The organism is Actinocorallia herbida, from assembly GCF_003751225.1.
Taxonomy (GTDB): Bacteria; Actinomycetota; Actinomycetes; order Streptosporangiales; family Streptosporangiaceae; genus Actinocorallia; species Actinocorallia herbida.
Window position 1 is genome coordinate 5,086,511 of the sequence record NZ_RJKE01000001.1, and the last position, 21,643, is coordinate 5,108,153.

The 21,643-nt window shown below is 72.0% G+C and carries 10 protein-coding genes; 6 read left to right on the top strand and 4 right to left on the bottom strand.

Annotated features, from left to right (window positions below; translation table 11 throughout):
• Positions 1-184 precede the first annotated feature (184 nt).
• Both EDD29_RS23210 and EDD29_RS23215 read left to right on the top strand, forming a co-directional pair.
• The gene (locus EDD29_RS23210; RefSeq protein WP_211359852.1) at positions 185-1,024 is read left to right on the top strand and encodes a class I SAM-dependent methyltransferase; all 840 of its coding nucleotides are present in this window, start codon (positions 185-187) and stop codon (positions 1,022-1,024) included.
• 358 nt (positions 1,025-1,382) lie between these two features.
• Positions 1,383-1,799 (top strand): hypothetical protein, encoded by a 417-nt coding sequence (locus EDD29_RS23215; RefSeq protein ID WP_211359853.1) that lies wholly within the window; start codon positions 1,383-1,385, stop codon positions 1,797-1,799.
• A gap of 265 nt (positions 1,800-2,064) precedes the next feature.
• Here the strand turns inward: EDD29_RS23215 and EDD29_RS23225 are convergent, their stop codons facing one another.
• Positions 2,065-2,844, bottom strand: a complete 780-nt coding sequence (locus EDD29_RS23225) for a Mut7-C RNAse domain-containing protein (protein ID WP_211359854.1) — start codon at positions 2,842-2,844, stop codon at positions 2,065-2,067.
• A gap of 103 nt (positions 2,845-2,947) precedes the next feature.
• Here EDD29_RS23225 and EDD29_RS23230 point away from each other — a divergent pair, with 103 nt between their 5' ends.
• Complete coding sequence (locus EDD29_RS23230) at positions 2,948-3,679, top strand: DUF7873 family protein (RefSeq protein ID WP_123670637.1); 732 nt, start codon at positions 2,948-2,950, stop codon at positions 3,677-3,679.
• Positions 3,680-4,099: 420 nt separating this feature from the next.
• Here EDD29_RS23230 and EDD29_RS23235 read toward each other — a convergent pair whose 3' ends face one another.
• Complete coding sequence (locus EDD29_RS23235) at positions 4,100-5,047, bottom strand: NAD(P)-dependent alcohol dehydrogenase (protein ID WP_211359855.1); 948 nt, start codon at positions 5,045-5,047, stop codon at positions 4,100-4,102.
• Positions 5,048-5,288: 241 nt separating this feature from the next.
• On the opposite strand from EDD29_RS23235, the gene EDD29_RS48150 reads away from it, so the two are divergent.
• Entirely contained in the window at positions 5,289-5,528 is a 240-nt protein-coding gene (locus tag EDD29_RS48150; RefSeq protein ID WP_123666440.1) for a DUF397 domain-containing protein, read from the top strand.
• On the opposite strand, the gene EDD29_RS23245 is transcribed toward EDD29_RS48150, so the two are convergent.
• Positions 5,412-6,386, bottom strand: coding sequence for a helix-turn-helix transcriptional regulator (locus EDD29_RS23245; protein ID WP_123666441.1), 975 nt, complete (start codon positions 6,384-6,386; stop codon positions 5,412-5,414). The two genes, EDD29_RS48150 and EDD29_RS23245, sit on opposite strands and share 117 nt — an antisense overlap.
• 81 nt (positions 6,387-6,467) lie before the next feature.
• Between EDD29_RS23245 and EDD29_RS23250 the strand changes: the two genes are divergently transcribed.
• Complete coding sequence (locus EDD29_RS23250) at positions 6,468-7,202, top strand: alpha/beta fold hydrolase (RefSeq protein WP_123666442.1); 735 nt, start codon at positions 6,468-6,470, stop codon at positions 7,200-7,202.
• Between the two features lie 104 nt (positions 7,203-7,306).
• On the opposite strand, the gene EDD29_RS23255 is transcribed toward EDD29_RS23250, so the two are convergent.
• Positions 7,307-8,377, bottom strand: a complete 1,071-nt coding sequence (locus EDD29_RS23255) for a hypothetical protein (protein WP_123666443.1) — start codon at positions 8,375-8,377, stop codon at positions 7,307-7,309.
• 414 nt (positions 8,378-8,791) lie between these two features.
• Here EDD29_RS23255 and EDD29_RS23260 point away from each other — a divergent pair, with 414 nt between their 5' ends.
• The gene (locus EDD29_RS23260) at positions 8,792-21,631 is read left to right on the top strand and encodes a Tc toxin subunit A-related protein (RefSeq protein ID WP_148086061.1); all 12,840 of its coding nucleotides are present in this window, start codon (positions 8,792-8,794) and stop codon (positions 21,629-21,631) included.
• Positions 21,632-21,643: the final 12 nt, after the last annotated feature.

Genomic DNA, 21,643 nt, shown 5'->3' on the forward strand with positions numbered 1-21,643 from the left:
CGTTCGTTGATCGGTACTATGTACGGTTAAAAGTACGCTGTCAAGACCGCCAAGCCCGCTGACCTGTGCCGGAGTGACCGGGGCCGCGTCGATCGCCGGACGCGCGGCCCTGCCGCCTATGCTGGCCGGGCACATCGTTCGGGGCCGTGACCCCGGCCCCGCCGCCGAGGTCTAGGAGCCTGCCGTGAACGAGAACAGCGCACCGGACGGCGGGCAGGAAGCGCGCTGGAACGGGCCGTCCGGCAGCGCCTGGGTCGAGGCCCGGGATCTGATGGACGGGATGTTCCGGCCGTTGGCAGACCTGCTGGCCGAGGGCGTCGAGTCCGGGGACCGGGTCCTCGACGTCGGGTGCGGCACCGGCGCCACCACGATCGCGGCGGCACGGCGGGCCGGGCCGGAGAGCGAGTGCGTCGGCGTCGACATCTCGGCCCCCATGATCGCGGCGGCCAGGGAACGCGCGGCCCGGGAAGGCTCAAGGGCGTCTTTCGTCCTCGCCGACGCCCAGGAGCACGCGTTCGCACCCGGCTCCTTCGACACGATCGTCTCCCGCTTCGGCGTCATGTTCTTCGAGGACCCCACCCGCGCGTTCACGAACCTGCGCCGCGCGGCGGCCGACGGCGCCCGCCTCCGCCTGATCGTCTGGCGCGCCGTCGAGGAGAACCCGTTCATGACCACCGCCGAACGGGCCGCCGCCCCTCTCCTCCCGGACCTGCCCGTCCGACGCCCCGACGAGCCCGGCCAGTTCGGCCTCGCGAACCCCGACCTGGTCCACCGCATCCTGGAAGACGCCGACTGGACCGACATCGACCTACAGCCCTTCGACGAGCCCTGCTCCTTCCCCGAAGCCGACCTCATCACCTACTTCACGACATTCGGCCCCGTCGGCACCCTCCTCCGCGACCACGACGCCACCACGCGCGCCCGCGTCATCGAATCCGTCCGCCCGGCCTTCACCCCCTACCTCCACGGCACCGAAGTCCGCTTCACCGCGGCCTGCCACCTCATCACCGCCCGAAAGCGCTGACCCGAACCCGCCCAGGTCTCCTCCAAGTCGAACCCGACCCGCGGCCCTTACACAGTAAGGTGGGTGCTGTCGAGGGTGGCGCGCAGGGCCGGCCGGTTGCCTTCGGGGGTGTACCGGCAGGCGCGGACCACCACCGGTGGCAGGGGCAGGACGGGCCCTTGTCGCGCCGGACACCGCGGACGGCACCGCCACTCGGCCGGGGAGCCCGTGCTGTTCGCGGGCGGGAGTCTGCGGTCTTGATCGTCCGTCAGTGGGCGGCTTGGAGGTCCCGTCACGCCGGCCCGCACACGAAGCGTCGTGCCAGGGCGATACGGTGACTTCGCGCGATGGGGATGCGCAGTAGGGGGAAAGGGTCACCTTGATCGACGGACCTGATGAGAGCGGTCGACGAGACCCCGAACCGCGACCGGACCTGGCGCGGCGCTCGGCACCGTTCCTGCCCGCCGGCAGCGAGATCCGGCAGGTGTTCATCTGCCAGAGCGCGCCGAACTTCTTGTACTTCGTCGTCACCTATCTCACCGGATTGACGATCTTCGTGAACAAGTACCGTTGCGTGGCGGTCACCCGAGACGCCATCTACGTGCTGGAGAGTGGCAAGCTATCCGGCGGCGCCAGCCCGCAGCGTCTCGCAGGCACGATGCCACGGCAGACCCGGCTCGGTCCGGTCTCCGGCCGTTGGGGGCAGGTGAGCATCCTTGGCGAGCGTCACTGGGTCCACAAGCGCTTCCACGCCCAGATCGCTGCTGCGGACCGGGAGACCGGTCTCGCTCAATGAAGAGCCTCGCCCTCTTCGACGTGCTGGTCGGAGGGGCTGGCGGGACGGCTCTCCGGGGGCTCGTGCTGGTCATGGGCGGGAGTCTGCGGTCTTGATCGTCAGCCGGCCGTCTGTCAGCGGCTGACTACGAGGTCGGTCAGGACGACCAGTGCGCGCAAGGGGGCGGTGGCGCGAGCGGGGTCGGTGCGGAGCTTCGTCTGTGATCGGCCGAACGATCATGATGCCGCCTCTCTGGCGAAAGGGCCGGAGGCTTCGCGGGGCGGCGTCAGCCGGATTTGCGGGGGGCGGGTCCTGTCTCGTCCGCGGACGCGCGGGCTGCCGAGACGGTTTCCCTGGCCTGCGCGACGATCAGTTCCAGGCGGGCGTGGTGGGCTCCCTGCCAGTAGACCTGGCCGCAGGCGGCGCACTTGGCGAAGGCGTCGTAGGCGTCTTCCGTGCCGTCCTTGAGCTCGGTGCGGACCGATTCCTTGGTCGTTCTCACGAGGTCGCCGTTGCAGGAGACGCAGCGTTCCCAGGGGGCGAGTTCCGGCGCGAAGCGTTCGAGGATCTCGCGCAGCTGCTGTTCGGGGCGGGTGCTGTGGACGTAGGCGCCGGCCCACGGTTCGCGGCGGCGCAGGAGCCCGCGGTCCCGGGAGAGCAGCACGCGACGCTCGGCGGCCGAGCGGGCGGCGAGTGCGGGGTCGCCGATGTCCGTGCTCTCGTATGCGGTGTCGATGCCCAGCAGCCGCATCCGCCGGGCCAGGGTGCCCAGATGGACGTCGAGCAGGAAGCGCAGCGGGGCGCCTTCGATCCGCTGCGGGCGGGAGACCGGGAGGACTTCCACGCTCTCACCGGCCGCCGGAACGTGCGCGGTCGACACCGGCCGGCCGTTCACCAGGAGCCTGCCCACTTCGGTGAGGGGAACGCCGAGGGATTCGACGACATGACCGAGCGTGGAGGCCCCGTCGGTGACCACGGTGGTGAACCCGGCCCGGCGACGGGCGCCCACAAAAATATGCAGGTCGGAAGCGAAACTGAACGAGATCTCCGGTCGAATCACCGCCATAGGATGCCATCCGCCCACTTCCAGGACCAACGCTTTTCTCGGGCCCGCACACACGAATTAAATGAGGCGACAAGGGCGGGGAGTGCTCCGTATCGTCCGTGATGTGACCAAGCTGAATCAGATCATCGCAGTGGAGAAGGGGACGAAGTCCCGGGCTCAGCGTGATCTCACCGAGGCGCACGGCCGACTGCAGAAGGCGGTGCTCCTGTCGGGGATCTCGCGGACGTACCAGCCGAACGACGACGAGGGCGAGACGCTGCCCTCGGAGTCGACCAAGGTGCAGGTGCGGGCCGAGGACGTGCTGCGCGAGGCGGGCGCCTCGCTGGTGCGGCTGTTCGACGTCGTCGCGACCAAGGACTGGGCGAACTGCGAGGCCCGCGCCGACGTCGTCGTCGACGGGAGCGTCGTGCTGTCCGACGTCCCGGTCACCTACCTGCTGTTCCTGGAGAAGCAGCTCATCGAGCTGCAGTCGTTCATCGCCAGGCTGCCCGTGCTCGACGCCGCCGAGACCTGGACGTTCGACGAGTCCGCCGACCAGTGGCGCACCGAGCCCGTCCGGACCACCCGGACGAAGAAGGTGCCGCGCGCGCACGTCCTGTACGAGGCGACGGACAAGCACCCCGCCCAGGTCGAGACCTACACCGAGGACGTCATCGTCGGCACCTGGACGAAGGTCGGCTTCTCCGGCGCCCTGCCGGCCCGGCGCGTCAACGAGCTCAAGGAGCGCGCCGAGCGGCTGACCGCCGCGGTGAAGTACGCCCGTGAGGAGGCCAACGGCGTCGACGTCACCGACCGCCGCGTCGGCGACGCCGTCTTCCGCTACCTGCTCGACTGATCCCAAGACTCCCCCGCTTGGAGCGCGGGGGTCCGGGCACAAGCCCGGAAAGCTGAGGATGATGCTCAGTCTGAAGGCGGTGACAGCGCGGGTTCGACTCCCGTCCCCGGCACCCGAGCCGGGGTAGCCCAGTGGCAGAGGCAGCCCCGTCAAACTCAGGCTCTCGCTCCAGTCTCAGCACGCACCGCTCACCACCGGCCACCGGGCCGGGGACCCAGCACGTCGGGATGCCGGTTCGAGTCCGGTCTGCGCCTCCACCTGGCGCGGTAGCTCAAAGGCAGAGCACGACGTACTTACGACTGATCCCCGACCACGAGACCACCGGCGGACACGAGCGGACCCCAGGGCCCCGGGGCCGGGTAGAACCCCGGGGTCCACCACTCCCTTCCGACGGGTGGGAGACCTACGTCGACGGCTCCTTCAGCGGAGCCCGATGATCACGTTGCCGACCTTCCGGCCCGTCTCGACGTATCGGTAGGCGTCGACGATCTCGTCGAACGGGTAGCGCCGGTCGATGACCGGTCTGAAGGCGCCGGAGGCGATCAGCTCCTGGATCTCCCGCATCGTCTCCGCGCCCTCGCGCGGAAACGGGAACCGCACCCGTCGGCTGAGCAGCGCCAGCAGCAGGTTCTGGCCGCCGCGCCCGAGCTCGGACGACAGATAGACGCCGCCCGGTTTGAGCAGCCCCTTGCAGCGGCCGAACGTGCTCTTGCCCACCGCGTCGAACACGGCATCGTGAACGGGCCCCTCCGAGGTGAAGTCGTCCGTCAGGTGGTCGACGACCCGATCGGCCCCCAGCCTCCGCACGAGCTCGACGTGCTCGGTCCCGCAGACGGCCGTCACCCGCGCGCCCCTCGCCTTCAGCAGCTGCACGGCCGCCGAGCCGATGCTCCCGGTGGCCCCGTAGACGAGGACTTGCTGACCGTCGGCCACCTTGGCCGCGTACAGGAACGCCAGCGCGTAATGCGACCCCTCGGTCCCCGCGGCGACCTCCTCGAACGAGAACCCCTCCGGAATCTTCGCGATCATCCCGTCCTGCGCCACCGCCACGTACTCGGCGTGCGTCCCGAAGGGCCCCTCGTTGTAGCCGAAGACCCGATCCCCCACCCCGAACCGCTCAACGCCCTCTCCGACCGCCTCCACGACCCCGGCGAACTCGGTCCCCAGCACCGCCCTCCGCGGCCGCCGAAGCCCCGTCAACGCCCTCATGAAGAACGGCCGGGCCGCCCGATAGGCGCAGTCCGTCCGGTTGACGGTCGTCGCATGCACCCCGACCAGCACCTCACCGTCACCGACCACCGGCTCGTCGACCTCGACGATCCGCACCACATCCGGCGCCCCGTACCTCGCATACACAGCGGCCCTCACGCCCCGACCCTACGCCGCGGACGCAGCCCCGGCCATCGGCTTCCCCGAACCAGCGGAGGGTGTCGCGGCGTCCCGCTCCCTGGCCAGCGCGTCGAGTAGCCACAGGGCGCGGCCGCTCTCGGCCCCTGCCCCGGGTCCGCGACCGTGAGCGGGCCAAGGCGCCCGCCTTCGTCGACGGTGTCCCGCTCTCGCGCGGCCCCCGTGACCCGGCTTCCGAGCGCACCCCCTTCCTCCCGTCTCCGTGCGGGACTCCAAGGATCCGGACGGGGCGGTGCTGACGTTCAGCGGACGGGTGTGGGGGAGCTGCGCGGGAGGATCGCCGGGGCGTGATGCTTCGGGCGGGTCGGCGCGGTGGATCCGTGATCTAGCGCGACGAGGCTTCCGGCTGTCGTTCGGCGGCGGCGGCGAGCCGGCCCGCCAGGTCCTTGAGGGCTCCGCGGAGTTCGTCGGGAGTGTGGATGGTGAAGGGCCACTCCAGTGAGGCGAGCAGGTGCGCCATGCCGTCGAGGCGTTCCGCCTGTGCCCGTACCAGCACGCCGACGGGTTGGGCGGTGAGCGTGACGGCTGCGCTCGGCAGCCTTCGGGCGATCTCGTCGAGAGGGCCGTGGATCGTCACCTCGACCTGCCAGCGGTAAGGCCCCTGGGCGAGGGTCGCGGTCAGATGGGCGACCGGGTCGAAACCCTCAGGGGTGGCGAAGGTCTGCGGGCGGGAGGTGACGGAGGCGATGCGGTCGATGCGGAACGTCCGCAGGTCGTCGCGGAGGTGGTCGTGGCCGACCAGATACCAGCGGCCGGTGTGGAAGACCACGCCGTAGGGGTCGATGTCGCGCTCGGTCTGGTCCTGCCGCCCGGACAGGTAGGTGATGCCGACGGTCGCCCTGGCGCGCGAAGCCTGGGCCAGAGCCAGCAGGACGCCGCCCACGGGTGCCTGCCCGCTGACGGCGTTGGCGGTGAAGCGCAGGGTTTCCCGCATGGCGGCGAGCGGCTCCCGCAGGGCTTGCGGAAGCACCCTCTCGATCTTGGCCCGGGCCCCCGCGCCGGCCAGCACCGTCGTGCCCATCCCGAGGCGTTCGGCCGCGAGGAGTCCGAGGACGACGGCGAGGGCCTCGTCATTGGTGAGCACCAGGGGCGGCATCCGGTAGCCGCGGGCCAGCCGGTAGCCGCCATGGCGGCCGCGCTCGGCCTCCACGGGGATGCCCAGCTCGCGCAGGTGGGCGACGTACCGGCGGACCGTACGGACGTCGGTGTCCAGCCGGTCGGCCAGCTCTGTCCCGGTGAGTCGGGCGTTCGACTGGAGCACTTCCAGCAGGGTCAGCACACGGGTCAGGGGATGCGACATGGATCACTCGACATTTCAGGGCTGATTCTGTCCTGTATCGATCTTACGCTCCCCGCAGCACCTCGATTTCAGGGAGATCAGATGACCACCTTCGTACTCGTTCCCGGCGCCTGGCTCGGCGCGTGGGCCTGGGAAGACACCGCCGACGCGCTGCGGCGGCACGGCCACACGGCGCTGTCGCTGACGCTGACGGGTCTGGCCGAGCGCGCGGAGGAAGGCGGGCCCCAGACGGACCTGGACACTCACATCGCGGACATCACCGACTTCGTCGAGAAGAACGACCTGCGCGAGGTCACGCTGGTCGCCCACAGCTACGCGGCCGCCCCCGTCACCGGCGCAGCCGGGCGCCTCGGTGACAGGCTGGAGCGCGTGGTCTACGTGGACGGCGCCCCGTTCGCCGCAGGCATGCGCATGCTCGATCTCATGCCACCGGAGGCAGTGGACGAGCTGGGCCGGCAGGTCGCGGCCCATGGTGACGGCTGGCGGCTGCCGATGCCGCCGTTCGAGGTCCTGGGTCTGTCCAGCAGCCTCGACGGGCTCGACCGGGGCCGGCGGGACGCTCTCCGCGCGCGTGCCACCCCTCAGCCGTTCGGCAGTTACACCCAGCGGCTGGCCGGCCCGGCCGAACCCGGCCCCGGCGTGGACCGTGTCCTGGTCGCCTGCCGCGACTTCCAGGGCCTGCTGGACGGCGGGGTGCCGATGCTCGCCTTCCTGAACCAGCCGCCGTGGCGGCGCTTCGACCTGGCCACCGGGCACTGGCCCATGCTGTCGGCGTCCGTCGAACTCGCCGACGTCCTCCACGCGGCCGCCTCCTGACCGAGACGGACGCGCACAGCCCATGCTCGACCACGAGAGCGTCCGCAGACCGCGAGCCCGCGCTCAAGGGCGCGACATCGTGCGCTGCGGACGTGGTCGTGGGGTCAGCGGGGCTTGTTGTGCGTGAGGATCGTGTGGTCGCGCGAGTAGCCGTGGCGGGCGACGGCCCAGAGTGAGGTGGTTCCGGGGACGGCGGCGAGGTCGTCGATGACCGTGTCCGTCTTGGTCTTCGTCCACTTGCCGTTGGGGAGCCGGTGGTAGAGGAGAGGGTCACTGGGGTCGTCCTCGCCGGCGTAGTGGTAGCCGGTACCGCCGCTGGCCCAGAGTCCGCCGCGGCCGTCGGGCGCGATCAGGTAGAGGCCGGCGTGAGGGGACGGAAGCGGGACGCGTTCGCGCTTCCAGCTGCGGCCGTTCCAGTGCAGCAGGTAGGTGATCGCGGACTCCTGGCCGGTGGCGCGCTCGGCGATGACCCAGATGTTCTCGGCCGAGACGGCTTGGAGGCCGTGCAGCGTGACGGGCCTGGCCTTGGTGGACTTCGGCAGCGCGCCGACCGCGACCTTGGTCCAGCGTTTCCCGGTCCAGCGGCGGACGCCGGGCTTGCCGGACTCCCAGCTGAGGGCGTGCCGCCCGGAGAAGTCGTGAAGGGAGAGCGTGTCCTTCGCCTCGCGCCACACTTCGCCGTCGAAGGTCGCCGTCATCTCGGTCCGGCCCTTGGTGAAGCCCGTCACGAGCGCTCTTCCACCGCCCAGCGCCTTGACCTCGGCACCGATGCCGTCCGTCGGACGATCACGCACGACCTTCCAGGTCTTCCCGTCCCAGTGCAGAACGAGAAGGTTCAGATGTTCCCCGGTGCCGACGAGCCAGCCGTCGTTCGGACCCGCGAAGTCCGCGTCGTCGACGAACGAGCTGCCGAGCCCTTCCGGCAGCGGGATCCTCCTGGTCGTGCGGCCGTCCCAGTGATAGGCCGCCGGAACCCATTCCCCGTCCTCGCTCTCCAGGTAAGGGCCGTTGTCCTCGCCGAAGAACCAGGTGTTCCCCTTCCCGATCACCTCGACCTCACCCAGCCAGACCTCGCCCGTCTTCAGATGCACCTGCCACACGGGGGCGGCGGCGACGGACGCCGGGGTGGCAGCGATGATCACCAGCGACAGGGCAGAGACGAGCTTCCGTTTCACGGTGGCGACTCCGGGACATGGGGGTGAATTCCATGATCGTAGACGCCCCGGCCCTCTTCGTCCCCACTTCCTCGAACACCTGCGGAAAGTCCGAAGACGCCCGGTATCCGGAAAGGGCCGATCCGGCGCGGTTCGCGCGAACGCACAGCGGAGTTGGCCATTTCCAGAGAAGGCGGATATCGGCCTGATCCGGCCATCGGGTTTCGGGTTCCGGACCGCCTCCCACCGTGCCCAGCGCCACTTTCATGGGATTCCGCACGTCCGAAAGACACTGCAATACCGGACCAAAGTCGGCAGTCCCCGACATTTCGGCGGCCTGATCGTCGCGCGGTGGTGGTTTCGGTCCCTGCTCGGTTTCGCTTCACGGCGGGCTCGGTGAGCATTGGGCGGCTGGTTCGCGAGTTGGAGGGTCATTTGCTGCAAGACGAGTCGTCCCCCGCCTACGTGCAGCTCTTCGGCGAACCGGATCTCCGGGAGGACGACGACGCCAGGTCGGTCACGTCCCCGGCGGCCTACCTGGTCGAACTGCTGGCGCTGATCGAGGGGACCTTCGACCGGCCCTCGCTGCTGGAGCGGCGGCCGGGACTGAAGCGGGTGCTCCTCGACGGAGAGAACACCTACACCGAGACGCCGTACCTCGACATCGTCAACGAGGTGCTCGAAGGACTGCTCGGTGACCGGCCCTACGACGGGCTGCGGACGCGAAGGCACCCGACCGCGCTGCCGTTCTCGCTGGACGGCACCCGCCTCCGGCAGCACCTCGACGTCCTCCAGGTCGCCCCGGAAGAGCTGTACCGGCTGTTCGCCGTGGACCTGGACCACGACCTCCTGGCCCGCGAGTACCTCCGTCTGTCCGCCGAGGACGCCGCCGCCGTCACCACCGCGATCGGCCCGGGCGAACTGGCCACGGCCTACGGACTCGACCCCGCCACCGAGACCCTCGCGGTCCTCGACCGCGCCGAACGCCTCGCCGCCGCCCTCGGCCTGACCGGTGCGGAACTGCGCGAACTCGTCGCGGCCACGCCGCCCGTCGCGGTCGAGCCCGGCGGCGCGGCACTGGCCTGGCACGGCGCGGACAAGGCGGCCTGGCTGGACCGGGCGCACCGGTCCGTGAAGCTCGCCCGGCTGACCGGCCTCACCCTCACCGACCTCGGCGGCCTCCTCGACGCGTGCTGCGGCGGGCGCGTCGACCTCCAGGCCCTCGCCGCCGCGCTCCACCTCCACCGCGTCCACGGCCTCGCGATCACCGACGTCCGCAGGCTCGTCGTGCCGGTCGAGGACGACGACGTCCAGGGCTGCTCGGGCGACATCCTCGCCGACCGGAACCAGGACTACCGGTACCGCCTGGCCGGGCAGATAGATGTCGCCGAGAGCGAGATCGCGGTGATCGTCCGCCGCTATCGGGAGCGGTACGCCGACCGCGAGGCGAGCCCGTTCGATCGCGGGGACGTCGGGCCCGCCGCGATCGGCCTGCTGCGCCGTGCCGGGGTGCTCACCGCGGCCTTGGGCGTCACCGCGAGCGAGCTCTTCGACGTCATGGCGGTCCTGGAGACCGACCCGTCGCAGCGCCGGTTCACCACGTTCCCCGTGATCGGACGGCCGCCCGAGTCCGCCCCGGACTGCTTCCGGATCCTCGAAGGAGGCGATCCCGCCGAGAGCCTGTGGCTGGCGCAGACGCTGTTCGCGCTCCTGCACTGGGCGCAGGCCACCGGGTTCGCCGCCGACGAGCTGGGCGCCGTCCTCGGCGGACGGCCCGAACCGGACGACGGAGGCCGCGCGGCGTTCGCGGCGGCGATGACGGACGCGTTCGAGCAGGTCGGCCTCGCGCCTTCCCTGTTCGCGGGCGGCCGGTTCGGCGAGCGCGCCGCGCAGGTGGTGCACGAGGTCCTCACCGCCTATGACGACGGCGTCGTCTCGCCCGCCGACGACCGCCTGCTCCGGCTGGATCCCACGGTCGCGGCCACGGCGGCCTACGACGCCGTCACCGACCTGGGCGTCGTGGTCCCCGAGGACTTCGCCGGGCTGGGTCTCGGCGACCGGCTCCGGGAGCGGGCCTACGCCGGGCTCGTGCGGCAGGGCGTGCTGACCCCCGACGGCGTCATCGCCGCCGCCCCCGGCGCCGGCCTGGTGCTCGCGACGGACTTCGGCGCGTACCGGGAGACCCTCTTCAAGCTGATCGGGGCCGCGGCGGACGGCTCCGCCTCGGTCCACCCGTCCGACCTCGCCCCGCTCGGCCTGCCCGCGGACCTCCAGGCCGAGCTGTACGGCGACCTGGTGTTCCACGGCCACCTCGACGAGGACGGCGAACTCCTCGATCCCGGTTTCTTCCTGGATCCCCGCAACGCGCCGCTGTTCTCCGTCAGCGTCGGCCTCGCCGACGCCGCCGACGCGATCGCCGCCCTGATCGACGCGCGGATCGCCGCGTTCACCGCCGCGGAACTCCACCTCGACCAGGGGATCTTCGCCGGGCTGCAGCTGCCCGGCCAGCGGCTCGCCCCGCTCGTCGACGCCCTGGTCGCGGCCGGTCACCTCGACGCGGGGGGCCGCTACCGCGACCCGGCCGCCCTCGCCGCGGCGACACCGCGTGATTTCCCGCTCGCGCTGGAGTTCCACCCGCACCGCCGCGCGATCCTCGCCGCGATGCAGTCCCAGATCGCTGGATTCCAGGCCGAACTGCTCACCGTCCGGCCGGACGACCTCGCGGAGGTCGCCGACGCCGTGGCCTGCCTTCGCGTGATCGCGGCGCTCGACGGCGTCCACACCTCCGGTGGCCGGGTCCTGGACGAGGATCTGTTCGCCGACCCTGCGGGCTCCCTCGACCTGGGTCCGGCCTTCACCGAGGCCGACCGCCAAACGGTCTTCGCCCGGATCGGGCGGATCCTGGCCGACGAGCGGCCCTACCGGGTCTCCCCTGCGGCGTTCTCCGACCTCGGCCTCACCCGCGAGGAACGCGACACGGTGCTCGGCGTGCTCATCGACTCCGGCCGCCTCACCGAGGGCCTCGCCGTCGCCGAGGAGTGGCTCGAGTACTTCGCGGCCGTCGGGAGCGTGTACGACTTCACGTTCACCGGCCTTGAGGACTACAGCCACGACCTGTTCTTCCTGCTGCACGCCGTCGCCGTCGAGACGTCCGCGGCGGTCGCCGAGATCACCGGCCTCCTCGCCAAGCAGGCCGAACGGCAGTCCCAGGCCCTGTACGGGGTGCTCTCCGACGCCTCCGGGGTACCCGCGGACGCCGCCGCCGCGATCTGCGGCGCCGTGACCGGGGGCAGGCCGATGGACGTGCTCGCCGCGCCCGCCCTCACCGGCGCCCTCCTCGACCCGCGCTTCCGGCTCGCGCTCCGCAGGATCCGCCGGTTCGCGCTGCTCGCCGCGAAGCTGGGCCTGACGCCCGTCGAGATCACCGCCGTCTTCCGCGACCAGGACCTGGTCGCGAAGTTCCCCGAGGGACTGGCGCTGCCGCCGGGGGTGTCCCGGTTCGACGCGCTCCTCGAAGGCTGGGACGGCCGGATCCTGGTGTTCGCGGGCACCGGCTACTGGACGTACGCCGCCGACACCTACGCCCTGGCCGATCCCGCGCCGAAGCCCCTCACCGACCTCTCGGCCCGGTTCGCGGGCCTGACCGGGATCGACGCCGCGTTCACCCTGCCCACGGGCGTGGAATGGCTCGTCGGCCGCACCGCGGACGGCCTGTCGAGCGCGTTCACCCGCGAACGGGGCGGGACCCGCTGGGCGCCCCGCGAGCAGACCTGGGGCCGGATCAAGAACGCCTTCACCGACCCGGCCCGCGTCGACGGCGCCTTCACCGACTCCGACGGGTACACCTACCTGTTCGCCGGCGACCAATACGTCCGCTACTCGACCTCCGACTACACGCACGTCGACGAGGGCTACCCGCGTCCGGTCGCCGAGTGGGCGGAACGCGAGGGCGTCGGCACGCTCCCCACCGGTCCGGTGGACGCGTTCCAGACCCCGGACGGCCGGATCCACGTGCTCGACGGCACCGGCGGATGGGGCCGGATCCGCTCGTCGTTCGACGCGGCCGAGCGCCTCGACACGGCGTACACCTCGCCGTCGGCCGTGCACCTGGTCGTGGGCGGCCAGACCGTCCGCTACTCCGACAGCATCGAGAACCCGGGCGTCCGCGTGGACGAGGGCTTCCCCAGGAAGACCACCGGCTTCCCACCCGGGTTCGAGAGCGGCGTCGAGGCGGCCTTCACCGGCCCCGACGGGGTCCTGCATCTGTTCAAGGACGGCGCCACGACGTCCGTCCCCGGCGACGCGGCCCCCGTGCCGACCGCCGACCGGTGGGGCGTCCTCCCGGACGTCCTCGCCGACGGGACGGTCGGTTCCCTGCTCGCCGGGGCCGACGGCCGCACCTACCTGTTCTCCGGCCGCACGTACCTGCGGTACTCCGACGGCCCTTCCGTCGTCGACGCCGGGTATCCGCGCTCCATCGCCCGCGACTGGGCCGGGCTCGACCGGGTCGACGCGTCGTTCGTCCTGGACGGCCAGACCTACCTGTTCGGCTCCGGCGGCCTGCTGTTCGAGCTGGAGGACTCCCTTCACGACGACATCGTCCGCGGCGAGCTCGTCCCGGCGCTGCGCGACAGGTTCGCCGCGCACGGCCTGACCCTCACCACGCTGGCCGGATCGGCGCCCGAGTGGACGCTCGCGACGGCGGAGGGCGTGACGCTGACCGTCAGGTCCGAGGGCCTGCGGATGAAGGTCCGCGCCGACGGCTCGCGCTTCCACGTCCGTTACTCCACCCCGGACTACGGGACACCCGACGCCGGATTCCCCCGGCCGCTGTCCGACAACTGGTGGAACATGCCCGCGGGCCTGCACCTCGGGCCCGTCGACGCGGTGTTCACCGGCCTCGACGACCGCACCTACCTGTTCGCCGGCGACCGGTTCGTGACGTTCGACGCCCGGCACCGCTGGTGGTCGGCGCCGAAGTCGCTGCGCGAGCACTGGGACAGCGTCCCGTTCGACCGGGTCGACGCCGCGTTCGTCGATCACGACGGCCGCACGTACGTGTTCTCCGGCACCCGGTTCGTCCGCTACTCGACCGCCGACTACACCCGGGTCGACGACGGCTACCCGCGCACCATCGCCGGGCACTGGGACGACGTCCGCAACAACATCCGGCTGACCGGCCGGGTCGACGCCGCGCTCGTCCGCGACGTCACCGAGAAGGTCGACGGCGTCGACGTCCCGCGCGCTCACACCTACCTGTTCTCCGGCGACCAGTACTTCCGCTACGCCGGAGGCGACCTCGCGACCGTCGAGGACGGGTATCCGCGGCTCGTCTCCGACCTCGCCTCGGAGCCGGGGTTCGGCGCCCTGGACGTGGTCCTCGACGGCGTCGACGCGGCCTACGCCGACCGGCGCACCGCGTACCTGTTCCGCGGCGGGCTCTGCCACGCCGTGTCCGCGTCGACGTACCGGAAGTACGACGACCTGGGCCTCGGCCAGGTGACGTGCGCGTTCGTCGAGGACGGCGGCGTCGTCATGAACGGCGCCTACTACGAAGGCTGGACGCGGCGCTCGGCGCTCGAGGGCGGGCGGGTGGAGTCCCGGCGGTTCCGCCCCCGGACGCTGCGGACCGTGCCCGAGCGGTTCCGGCAGGGCCTCGACGCGGTCCTGATGGGCGCGGACGGGAACACCTACCTGTTCCAGGGCGCCCAGTGCTTCAACACGCAGCTGAACCGCGCCTACCCCCTCGCCGACGAATGGGGGCGGCCGCGCAACACCGTCCACCAGGAGAGCCGGATCGACGCGGCCTTCACCGGCCGCGACGGCAGGACGTACCTGTTCTGCGACGATCAGTTCATCGTGTCCGCCGACGCGGGCGCCACCGCCGAGGGCGACCCCCGGACGATCGCGGAGCACTGGGCGGGCCTGCCCGACGTGTCGCTCGCCTACGTCCACGACGGCGTCACCTCGGTGTTCTCGTTCCCCGACGACGACGGCCGGATCCTGTACTCGGTCTACTCGGGCGCCGACTACTCCGTCCCCGACGACGGCTACCCGGCGATCACCGACACGTCCCACTTCGGCGCCCCCGACGGCTTCCCCTTCCCCGACGCCGTCCTGTTCGAGGGCGCGACGATGATCCTGCTCAGCGGCGAGGACTGCGTCTCCTACCGCCCCGACACCGGCCACTGGTCGATCCGGCGGCCCATCGAACGGCTCTGGCCCGGATTCGCCCGCGATCTCGACGCCCCCGACGGGCTCCGCACCGCGTTCACCGTCCCCGACGGCGCGACGTACTTCTTCTACGACGAGACGTACACCAGATGGGCCGACGGCGTGTTCGGCCCGCAGGAGCCCATCCGCGACCGGTGGGGCGTCTCGAAGAACCCGTTCCTCGCCCCCGGCGGCACGGTCGACGCCGCGTTCGTCTGGCAGGACACCTACACCTACCTGTTCTCCGGCGACCGGTACGTCCGCTACACCGGCCCCGGCTACGCGGCGGTCGATCCCGGCTATCCGAAGAAGACGGCCGTCGGCCTCCGTCAGGAGCCGCCGTTCACGAACCTGCCGGAGACGTTCGTCGACGCGCTGGACCAGCCGATCCAGGCCGTCATCGGCAACGACCGCACGATCCACCTGATCGTCGGCGGCGTCTGCCACACCGTCTCGCCGTCGGCCACCGCGACGTACGGCATCGAGGGGCTCGGGCAGGCCCGCAACACCATCGCCGACACCGGCCGCGTGGACGCCGCCATCGTCTCCGGCCGCCGCGTCTACCTGCTGTCCGGCGACCAGTACGTGCGCTACTCGACCGCCGACCGGGCGTACGTGGACGACGGCTACCCACGCTCCCTCGACGACCTGTCCGCCGAACTCGGCGTCCCCGCCCTGCCCGAGGCGTTCCGGGACGGCGTCGACGCGGCGTTCCGCGCCCAGGACGGGACCGTCTACCTGTTCAAGGGCAAGGACTTCGTCGGCGGCTCGGGCGTCCTGCCCATCGCCGGCCGCTGGGGCACGGTCGGCAACGCCTTCGCCGACGGCCCGCTCCAGGCCGCGTTCGTCTCCCCCGCCGGCGAGCTGCACGCGTTCAGCGGCGGCCAGTACGTGCGCTACGGGCCGGGCAGCACGCTCGAATACGCCGACGCGGGCTTCCCGCGCACGGTCGACGACGACTGGGGCGATCTGCCACCCGCGTTCGAGGCGGGCCCCGACGGCGCGTTCACCTTCGCCGGCCGCGCCTACCTCACCAGCGGTGACCGGTACGTCCGCTTCTCCGGCGACCCGCACGAGCCCGACCGGTACTTCCCGCAGGAGTTCCGGCACCGCTGGTCCGCCACGTCCGACTACCGGCTCGGCGACCTCCACACCATCGTGCGGTTCGTCTACCTGGCCAGGTCCCGGACCGCCGGCCTCGCCGAGTTCCTCGTCACCGGCGCCGAAGACCCCTACGCGTACCTCGCCGAGCTGCTCGGCTGGGACCCCGCCGAGCTGCGCTGGGCCCGCCGCAACAGCGGCCTGCTCACCCCGCGCACCCGCGAGGAGGCGTCCTTCGAGATCGAGTTCCTGCTGCGGCTCGACGAGGTGTTCGCCGCCGCCCGCACGTTCGGGACCGGCCCGTCGGAGATCCACGAGACCGTCTGGGCGCGGCTCTACGGCCCCTCACCCGATCCCGGCGCCGCGGCCGACGCCCTGGCCGCCCTCATCGAGCGCAGGAGTTCCCCGGCCGAGTGGACCGCGACCGCGGCCCGGCTCCGAAGCGACCTCAACGCGCGCAAACGCGACGCCCTCGTCGCCGCGGTCACGGCCGCGCACGGCGGTCCCCGCGAGCTCTTCGAGCGGTACCTCCTCGACGTGTCCATGGGACCGGAGGGCACGACCTCCCGGGTCCGCGAGGCCATCGCCGCCGCCCAGCTCTTCCTGCACCGCTACCTGCTCGACCTCGAACCGGCCCTGCCGCGCGACGGAGAAGACCCCGACGCGGTCCGCGACCGGATCAGGACCTGGTGGGAGTGGCTGAAGAACCACCGGATCTGGGAGGCGAACCGGAAGGTCTTCCTCTACCCGGAGAACTACCTCCGGCCCGAACTGCGCGCGGGCAAGACCCCCGCGTTCCAGGCACTCGAAGAGGATCTGCTGCGCGGCGAGACCACGCAGGAGGGCGTCCGCGCCGCCTACCAGCGCTACCTCGACGAGTACACCGAGGTGTCCCGGCTCGCCATCGCCGGCGGCTACGTCTATCCCGAGGACGGCGCACCGGACGGCCACCGCAGGCTCGTCCTGTTCGGGCGGACCCGCACCGAGCCGCGCCGCTACTACCACCGGGCCGCGGAGTTCCGCGACGGCGCCGGGCTGTCGTCCACGTGGGAGCCGTGGCAGAAGGTCGACGTCCAGATCGACGCGGAGCGCGTCGACCCCGTGCACGCCTTCGGCCGGGTGTTCGTGTTCTGGCCCGTCGTCGAGGCGGTCCCGGAGGACGACCTCGCCAAGACCACGATCGTGACGACGCCCCAGGCGGCCGGGCAGAAGGTCACCGCGCCGCCGCCCCGGTACCGGGTCAGGATCCTCTACTCGTTCCGCAACCTCAACGGGGAGTGGGTGCCCGCCCAGGTGCTCGCCGCCGACCGGCTCCGCAACGGGCCGATCACCGGGGTGAGCCTCTACGTCCAGGCCTCCAGGACCGTCCCCGGCGTCTCCGACCACGACGCGATCGTCGTCCAGTGCTCCTATGCCGTGGGCGGCACCGCCGTGACGTCGGCGTTCACCCTCACGCCCGAGCTGTACGGCATGCCCGCGGCGGGCACGACCCCGCCCGCCCGCGCCGCCGACCTGTCGAGGATCTTCGACGAGCCCGGCGCGACCCCGATCGACCCCGCCCAGGTCGTCCGGTTCAACGCGCCCGCCGACACCACCGACGGCCCCTGGTCGAGCGTCGACCACAAGGGCGGCAGCTTCCTGTGCCGGCCCGTAGCCGGGCCCGTCGACGCCCCGCCCGTCCTGCCGCTCAAGGGCAACGAGGACCGGCTCCCGACCACCTGGGAGCGCGTCGACGCCGCCTTCCGGCTCCCCGACGGCACGGCGTACTTCTTCGACAACGCCGGCGGCAGGTACGTCGCGGTGCCGCCCGGCAAGCTCGCGTCCCAGCAGGTGCGCAGGCCGACCGGGGAGCGGTTCGGGCTCGTCGCGACCGCGCTCGGCCGGACCGGAACGGTCGACGCCGTGCTCGTCCGCGGCGACCACGTCTTCCTGTTCTCCGGCGAGGAGTACTACCGCCATCCGAGGAGCGGCTTCGGGCGGCTCGACCCCGGCTATCCGAAGCGGATCGAGGACAACACCGAGGACCTGCCGCGCTGGCCGAAGGTCGACGCGGCCTTCTCCCTGCCGTCCGGCATCGAGATCTTCCACTCCCGCGCCAGGGACGGCTTCGCGGTGTCCGGGGCGCTCGGCACGATCCACCCGATCACCGCCTGGGGCGTGTCCGGCCGGACCGGGCTCGACGCCGTCGTCGTCCGGGGCGGGCGCACCCATCTCGTCTTCGGCGACCGGTACGTCAGGCTGATGCCCGACAACACGCCCGAGCGCGGCTACCCCAAGCCGCTCACCAGGAACCCCGACGGCGTCCCCGAGACGGGCCACGCCGGGCCGTCCTTCACCCTCGGCACCACCGTGTACGCGTTCGACAACGCGCAGGGCACCTACACGGTCGAGACGGCCGGGGCCACCGAACCCCCGCGCTCCAGCCGCGGCCTCGGCCGGGTCCCGACCGCGCTCAGCAGGACCGGTGCCGTGGAGGCCGCGTACGTGGCCGACGGGAAGCTGTTCCTCATCGGCTCCGGCGAGTACGTCAGGTACACCCTGGACGGCGGCGCGATCCCCGACCACGTCGACGCCGGATACCCCAGGAAGCCCGGTCAGCCGGTGGACGCCGTGTTCCAGCGCGACGGCGTCAGGTACGTTTTCAGCGGCGGCCGCTACGGCAGGCTCCAGGACGGTCAGGAGCCGGACGCGGTCCTCGACCTTCAGCCGATCGGCGAGAACTGGCGCTGCCTGCCCGCGGGCTTCCCGCAGGCACTCGACGGTGTCCTCGACGGCGAGACCACGCTGTACTTCTTCCTCGGCGCGAACTACGCCGCCTACCCCAGGACCGAGGACGTCCCGCGGCCCTACGAGATCGCCACGCTGCCCACCGAGATCATCCGGCTCACGTCCAGCACCGCGGCCGAGCTGAACCGGCGCCTGCTCACCGGCGGCGTCGGCGCGCTCCTCGACCCCTCCACACAGGAGCTCGACGAGCTGCCGCGGTTCAGCGCCGCAGAGTCCGACGCCACCACCGTCCGGGTCAGGCCCGAGGTCGCCGCCGCGGGCGTCCCCGTCGGCTCGCATCTCGACTTCGACAGCGCCAACGGCGTCTACTACTGGGAGATCTTCTTCCACGCGCCGCTGCTCATCGCGCAGGCGCTGAACTCCGCCCAGCGGTTCGACGAGGCCCGGCGCTGGTACTCGCACGTCTTCGACCCGACCGAGCGGGGGCGGCACTGGCGGTTCCTGCCGTTCCTCGCCGCCGATGTCCCCGCCCTCGTCGCCGGCTGCCGGGACGACCTGCGCGAGCTCGGCTCCCGGACCGCAGAGGCCCGGCTCACCCCGGTCCTGGACGCCGTCGCCGCGCTCGCGCCGGCGTTCCTCCAGGCCCGCGACCTCACCGCCGCCGAGGACGCCTACCTCGCGGGGCTCGCCGACCGCGGGCTCGACCAGGTGCGGGCGGCCCTCGACGCGCTCCCGGCTGCGGAGACCGGGCGGCGGCTGCGGGAACGCGTGGAGATCATCGGCGGCCTGCGCCGCCGGTACCGGCTCATGGGCGACCGCGACGCCCTCCTGCGGACCTACCTCGACGACCCGTTCGACCCGCACGCGATCGCCGCGCTCCGCCCGTCCTCCTACCGGCGCTCGACCGTCATGGCCTACATCGACAACCTGCTCGACTGGGGCGACCTGCTCTTCCGGCAGTACACCGCCGAGAGCATCGACGAAGCGCGCATGCTGTACGTGTTCGCCTACGACCTGCTCGGAGACCTCCCCTTCGACCGCGGCCCGCGCGCGCTCTCCGCGGCGTCGACCTACGACGCGCTCGACGGGGACGGTTCGGCCCCGGTCGGCCATCTCACCGCGCAGGGCGCGCTCCTCGAAGGGTCCGGCGCGATCCACGCGGGCGTCGCGAACCCGTACTTCCACGTGCCGGGCAACGCGGCGCTCCTCGACTACCGGACGCGGGTCGAGGACCGGCTCCGCAAGATCCGCGCCTCGCTCGACATCCTCGGCGTGAGCCGTCCCGTGCCGCTGTTCGAACCGCCCGCCGACGTCATGGCGCTCGTGCGCGGCGTCGCGCGGGGAGCTTCGGTCGAGCAGGTCGCCGAGTCGGCTCAGGCGCCGGTTCCGGCCTACAAGTTCCCGTTCCTGCACCGGCGTGCCACCGACCTCGCCGACCGGCTCAGGCAGCTCGCCGGGGATCTGCTCGGCGTGTTCGAGCGCCGCGACGCCGAGGAGCTGGCACTGCTGCACAACCGGCAGGAGGCCGCGATCCTGGCGCTGACCCGCGACGTCAGGGCGCACCAGGTCGAGATCGCCCGCGCGGGCCTGCGCGAGGCCGAGGCCGCGTTCGCCGGCGCGGCCGGCCGCGTCGCCCACTACGAGAAGATCATCGCCGACGGCCTGTCACCGCTCCAGCAGGCCCAGATCGCGACGATGTCGCTGGGGGTCGCCTCCCACTTCGCCTCGGGCGGCCTCAAGGTCGGCGCGGCCATCGCCGCGGGCGTGCCGCAGTCGCTGATCGGCCCGTTCATCATGGGCGTGTCCGTCGGCGGCGACCAGGTCGGCGACGCCCTCCACATCGGCTCCGAGGTCGCCGAGTCGTTCGGTGAGGCGTTCGGCCTCCTCGGCGAGCTGCTCGGCGTCCGCGCCGACCAGGAGCGGCAGCTCGAGGAGTGGCGCCTCCAGCTCGCCGTCTCCCGCGCCGACGTCGAGCAGCTCGGCCACCAGGTCAGGGGAGCCGAGCACCAGGTCGCCGTCGCGCTGCGCGAACTGGAGATCAACGAGCGTGAGGCCGCGCACACCGGCGAGGTCGGCGCGTTCCTCACCGGCAAGTTCACCGGCGCCCAGCTCTACGGCTGGATGGCCGGGCGGCTGTCCGGCCTGTACTTCCAGACCTACCACCTGGCGTACGAGATGGCGGTGGAGGCCGAACGGGCCCACCGGTTCGAGCACGGCGCGACCGGCCCCGCCCACATCCAGCCGACGTACTGGGACGGCAGGCGGGCCGGGCTGCTCGCCGCCGAGGCCCTCTCCCTCGACCTGGAGCGGCTCGGCCAGGCGCACTTCAGCGGCGACGCCCGCGGGCTGGAGATCACCAAGCGGGTGTCCCTGTTCCGGCTCGACCCGCTCGCCCTGCTGGCCCTGCTCGACGAGGGCCGCTGCGAGTTCGCGCTCGACGAGTCGCTCTTCGACCGCGACTTCCCGGGCCACTACCGCCGCCGGATCAGGACCCTCAGCGTCACCTTCGAGACCGCGGACGGGCCCGTCGGGGTCAACGCGACCCTCACCCAGCTCGACGCCAAGACCGTGCTGGAGCCCGACGCGAAGGCCGTCAGGTACCTGCTCGATCCGAAGGGCTCCCCGCCGGAGACGCTGCGCGGCGACTGGCGCCCGAGCCGGCAGATCGCGCTGTCCGACCTCGAGGAGGGACGCGACAACAACGGCCTGTTCGAGCTGCGCTACGACGACGACCGGTACGTGCCGTTCGAGGGCACCGGAGCGGTGTCCCGGTGGCGGCTCGAAGCACCGCAGGCCCCCTACGGGCTGCTCGACGTCACGGTCACCGTCAAGTACACGGCCGAACAGGGCGGCGAGTCCTTCGCCACGGCGGTCAAGGGCATGCTCAAGCCGTACCCGTCGGCCGCCTACGTCGACGTCGCGACGGCCTTCCCCGAGGCGTGGAACGCCTTCCTGTCCGGCGACTCGGCCGAACTGCTCCTGCCGATCACCGAGGACCTCCTGCCCGGCATCGTCGGCCGCCGGATCACCGGCGTCTGCGCCCGGTACTCCTACGCCTACCAGGGCGAGGCCCGGTTCCTCGTCGGCGGCGACCGGCGCCTGCCCCTCGACGACGGCCGGCTGCTCGGCACCCCCGGCGGCGCGGCCGGAACCTGGAGGCTGGTCGTCGAAGGCGACAGGACCGTCCTCGCCGGACTCGGCCTCATCCTCACCTACCGGGCCGGAGCCCGCTGACCCCGCACCGAC

Excerpts from the sequence above, each read along its gene's own strand:
- EDD29_RS23225 (WP_211359854.1), bottom strand. The coding sequence starts at position 2,844 with ATGGCGGTGATTCGACCGGAGATCTCGTTCAGTTTCGCTTCCGACCTG.
- EDD29_RS23245 (WP_123666441.1), bottom strand. The coding sequence starts at position 6,386 with ATGTCGCATCCCCTGACCCGTGTGCTGACCCTGCTGGAAGTGCTCCAG.
- EDD29_RS23250 (WP_123666442.1), top strand. The coding sequence starts at position 6,468 with ATGACCACCTTCGTACTCGTTCCCGGCGCCTGGCTCGGCGCGTGGGCC.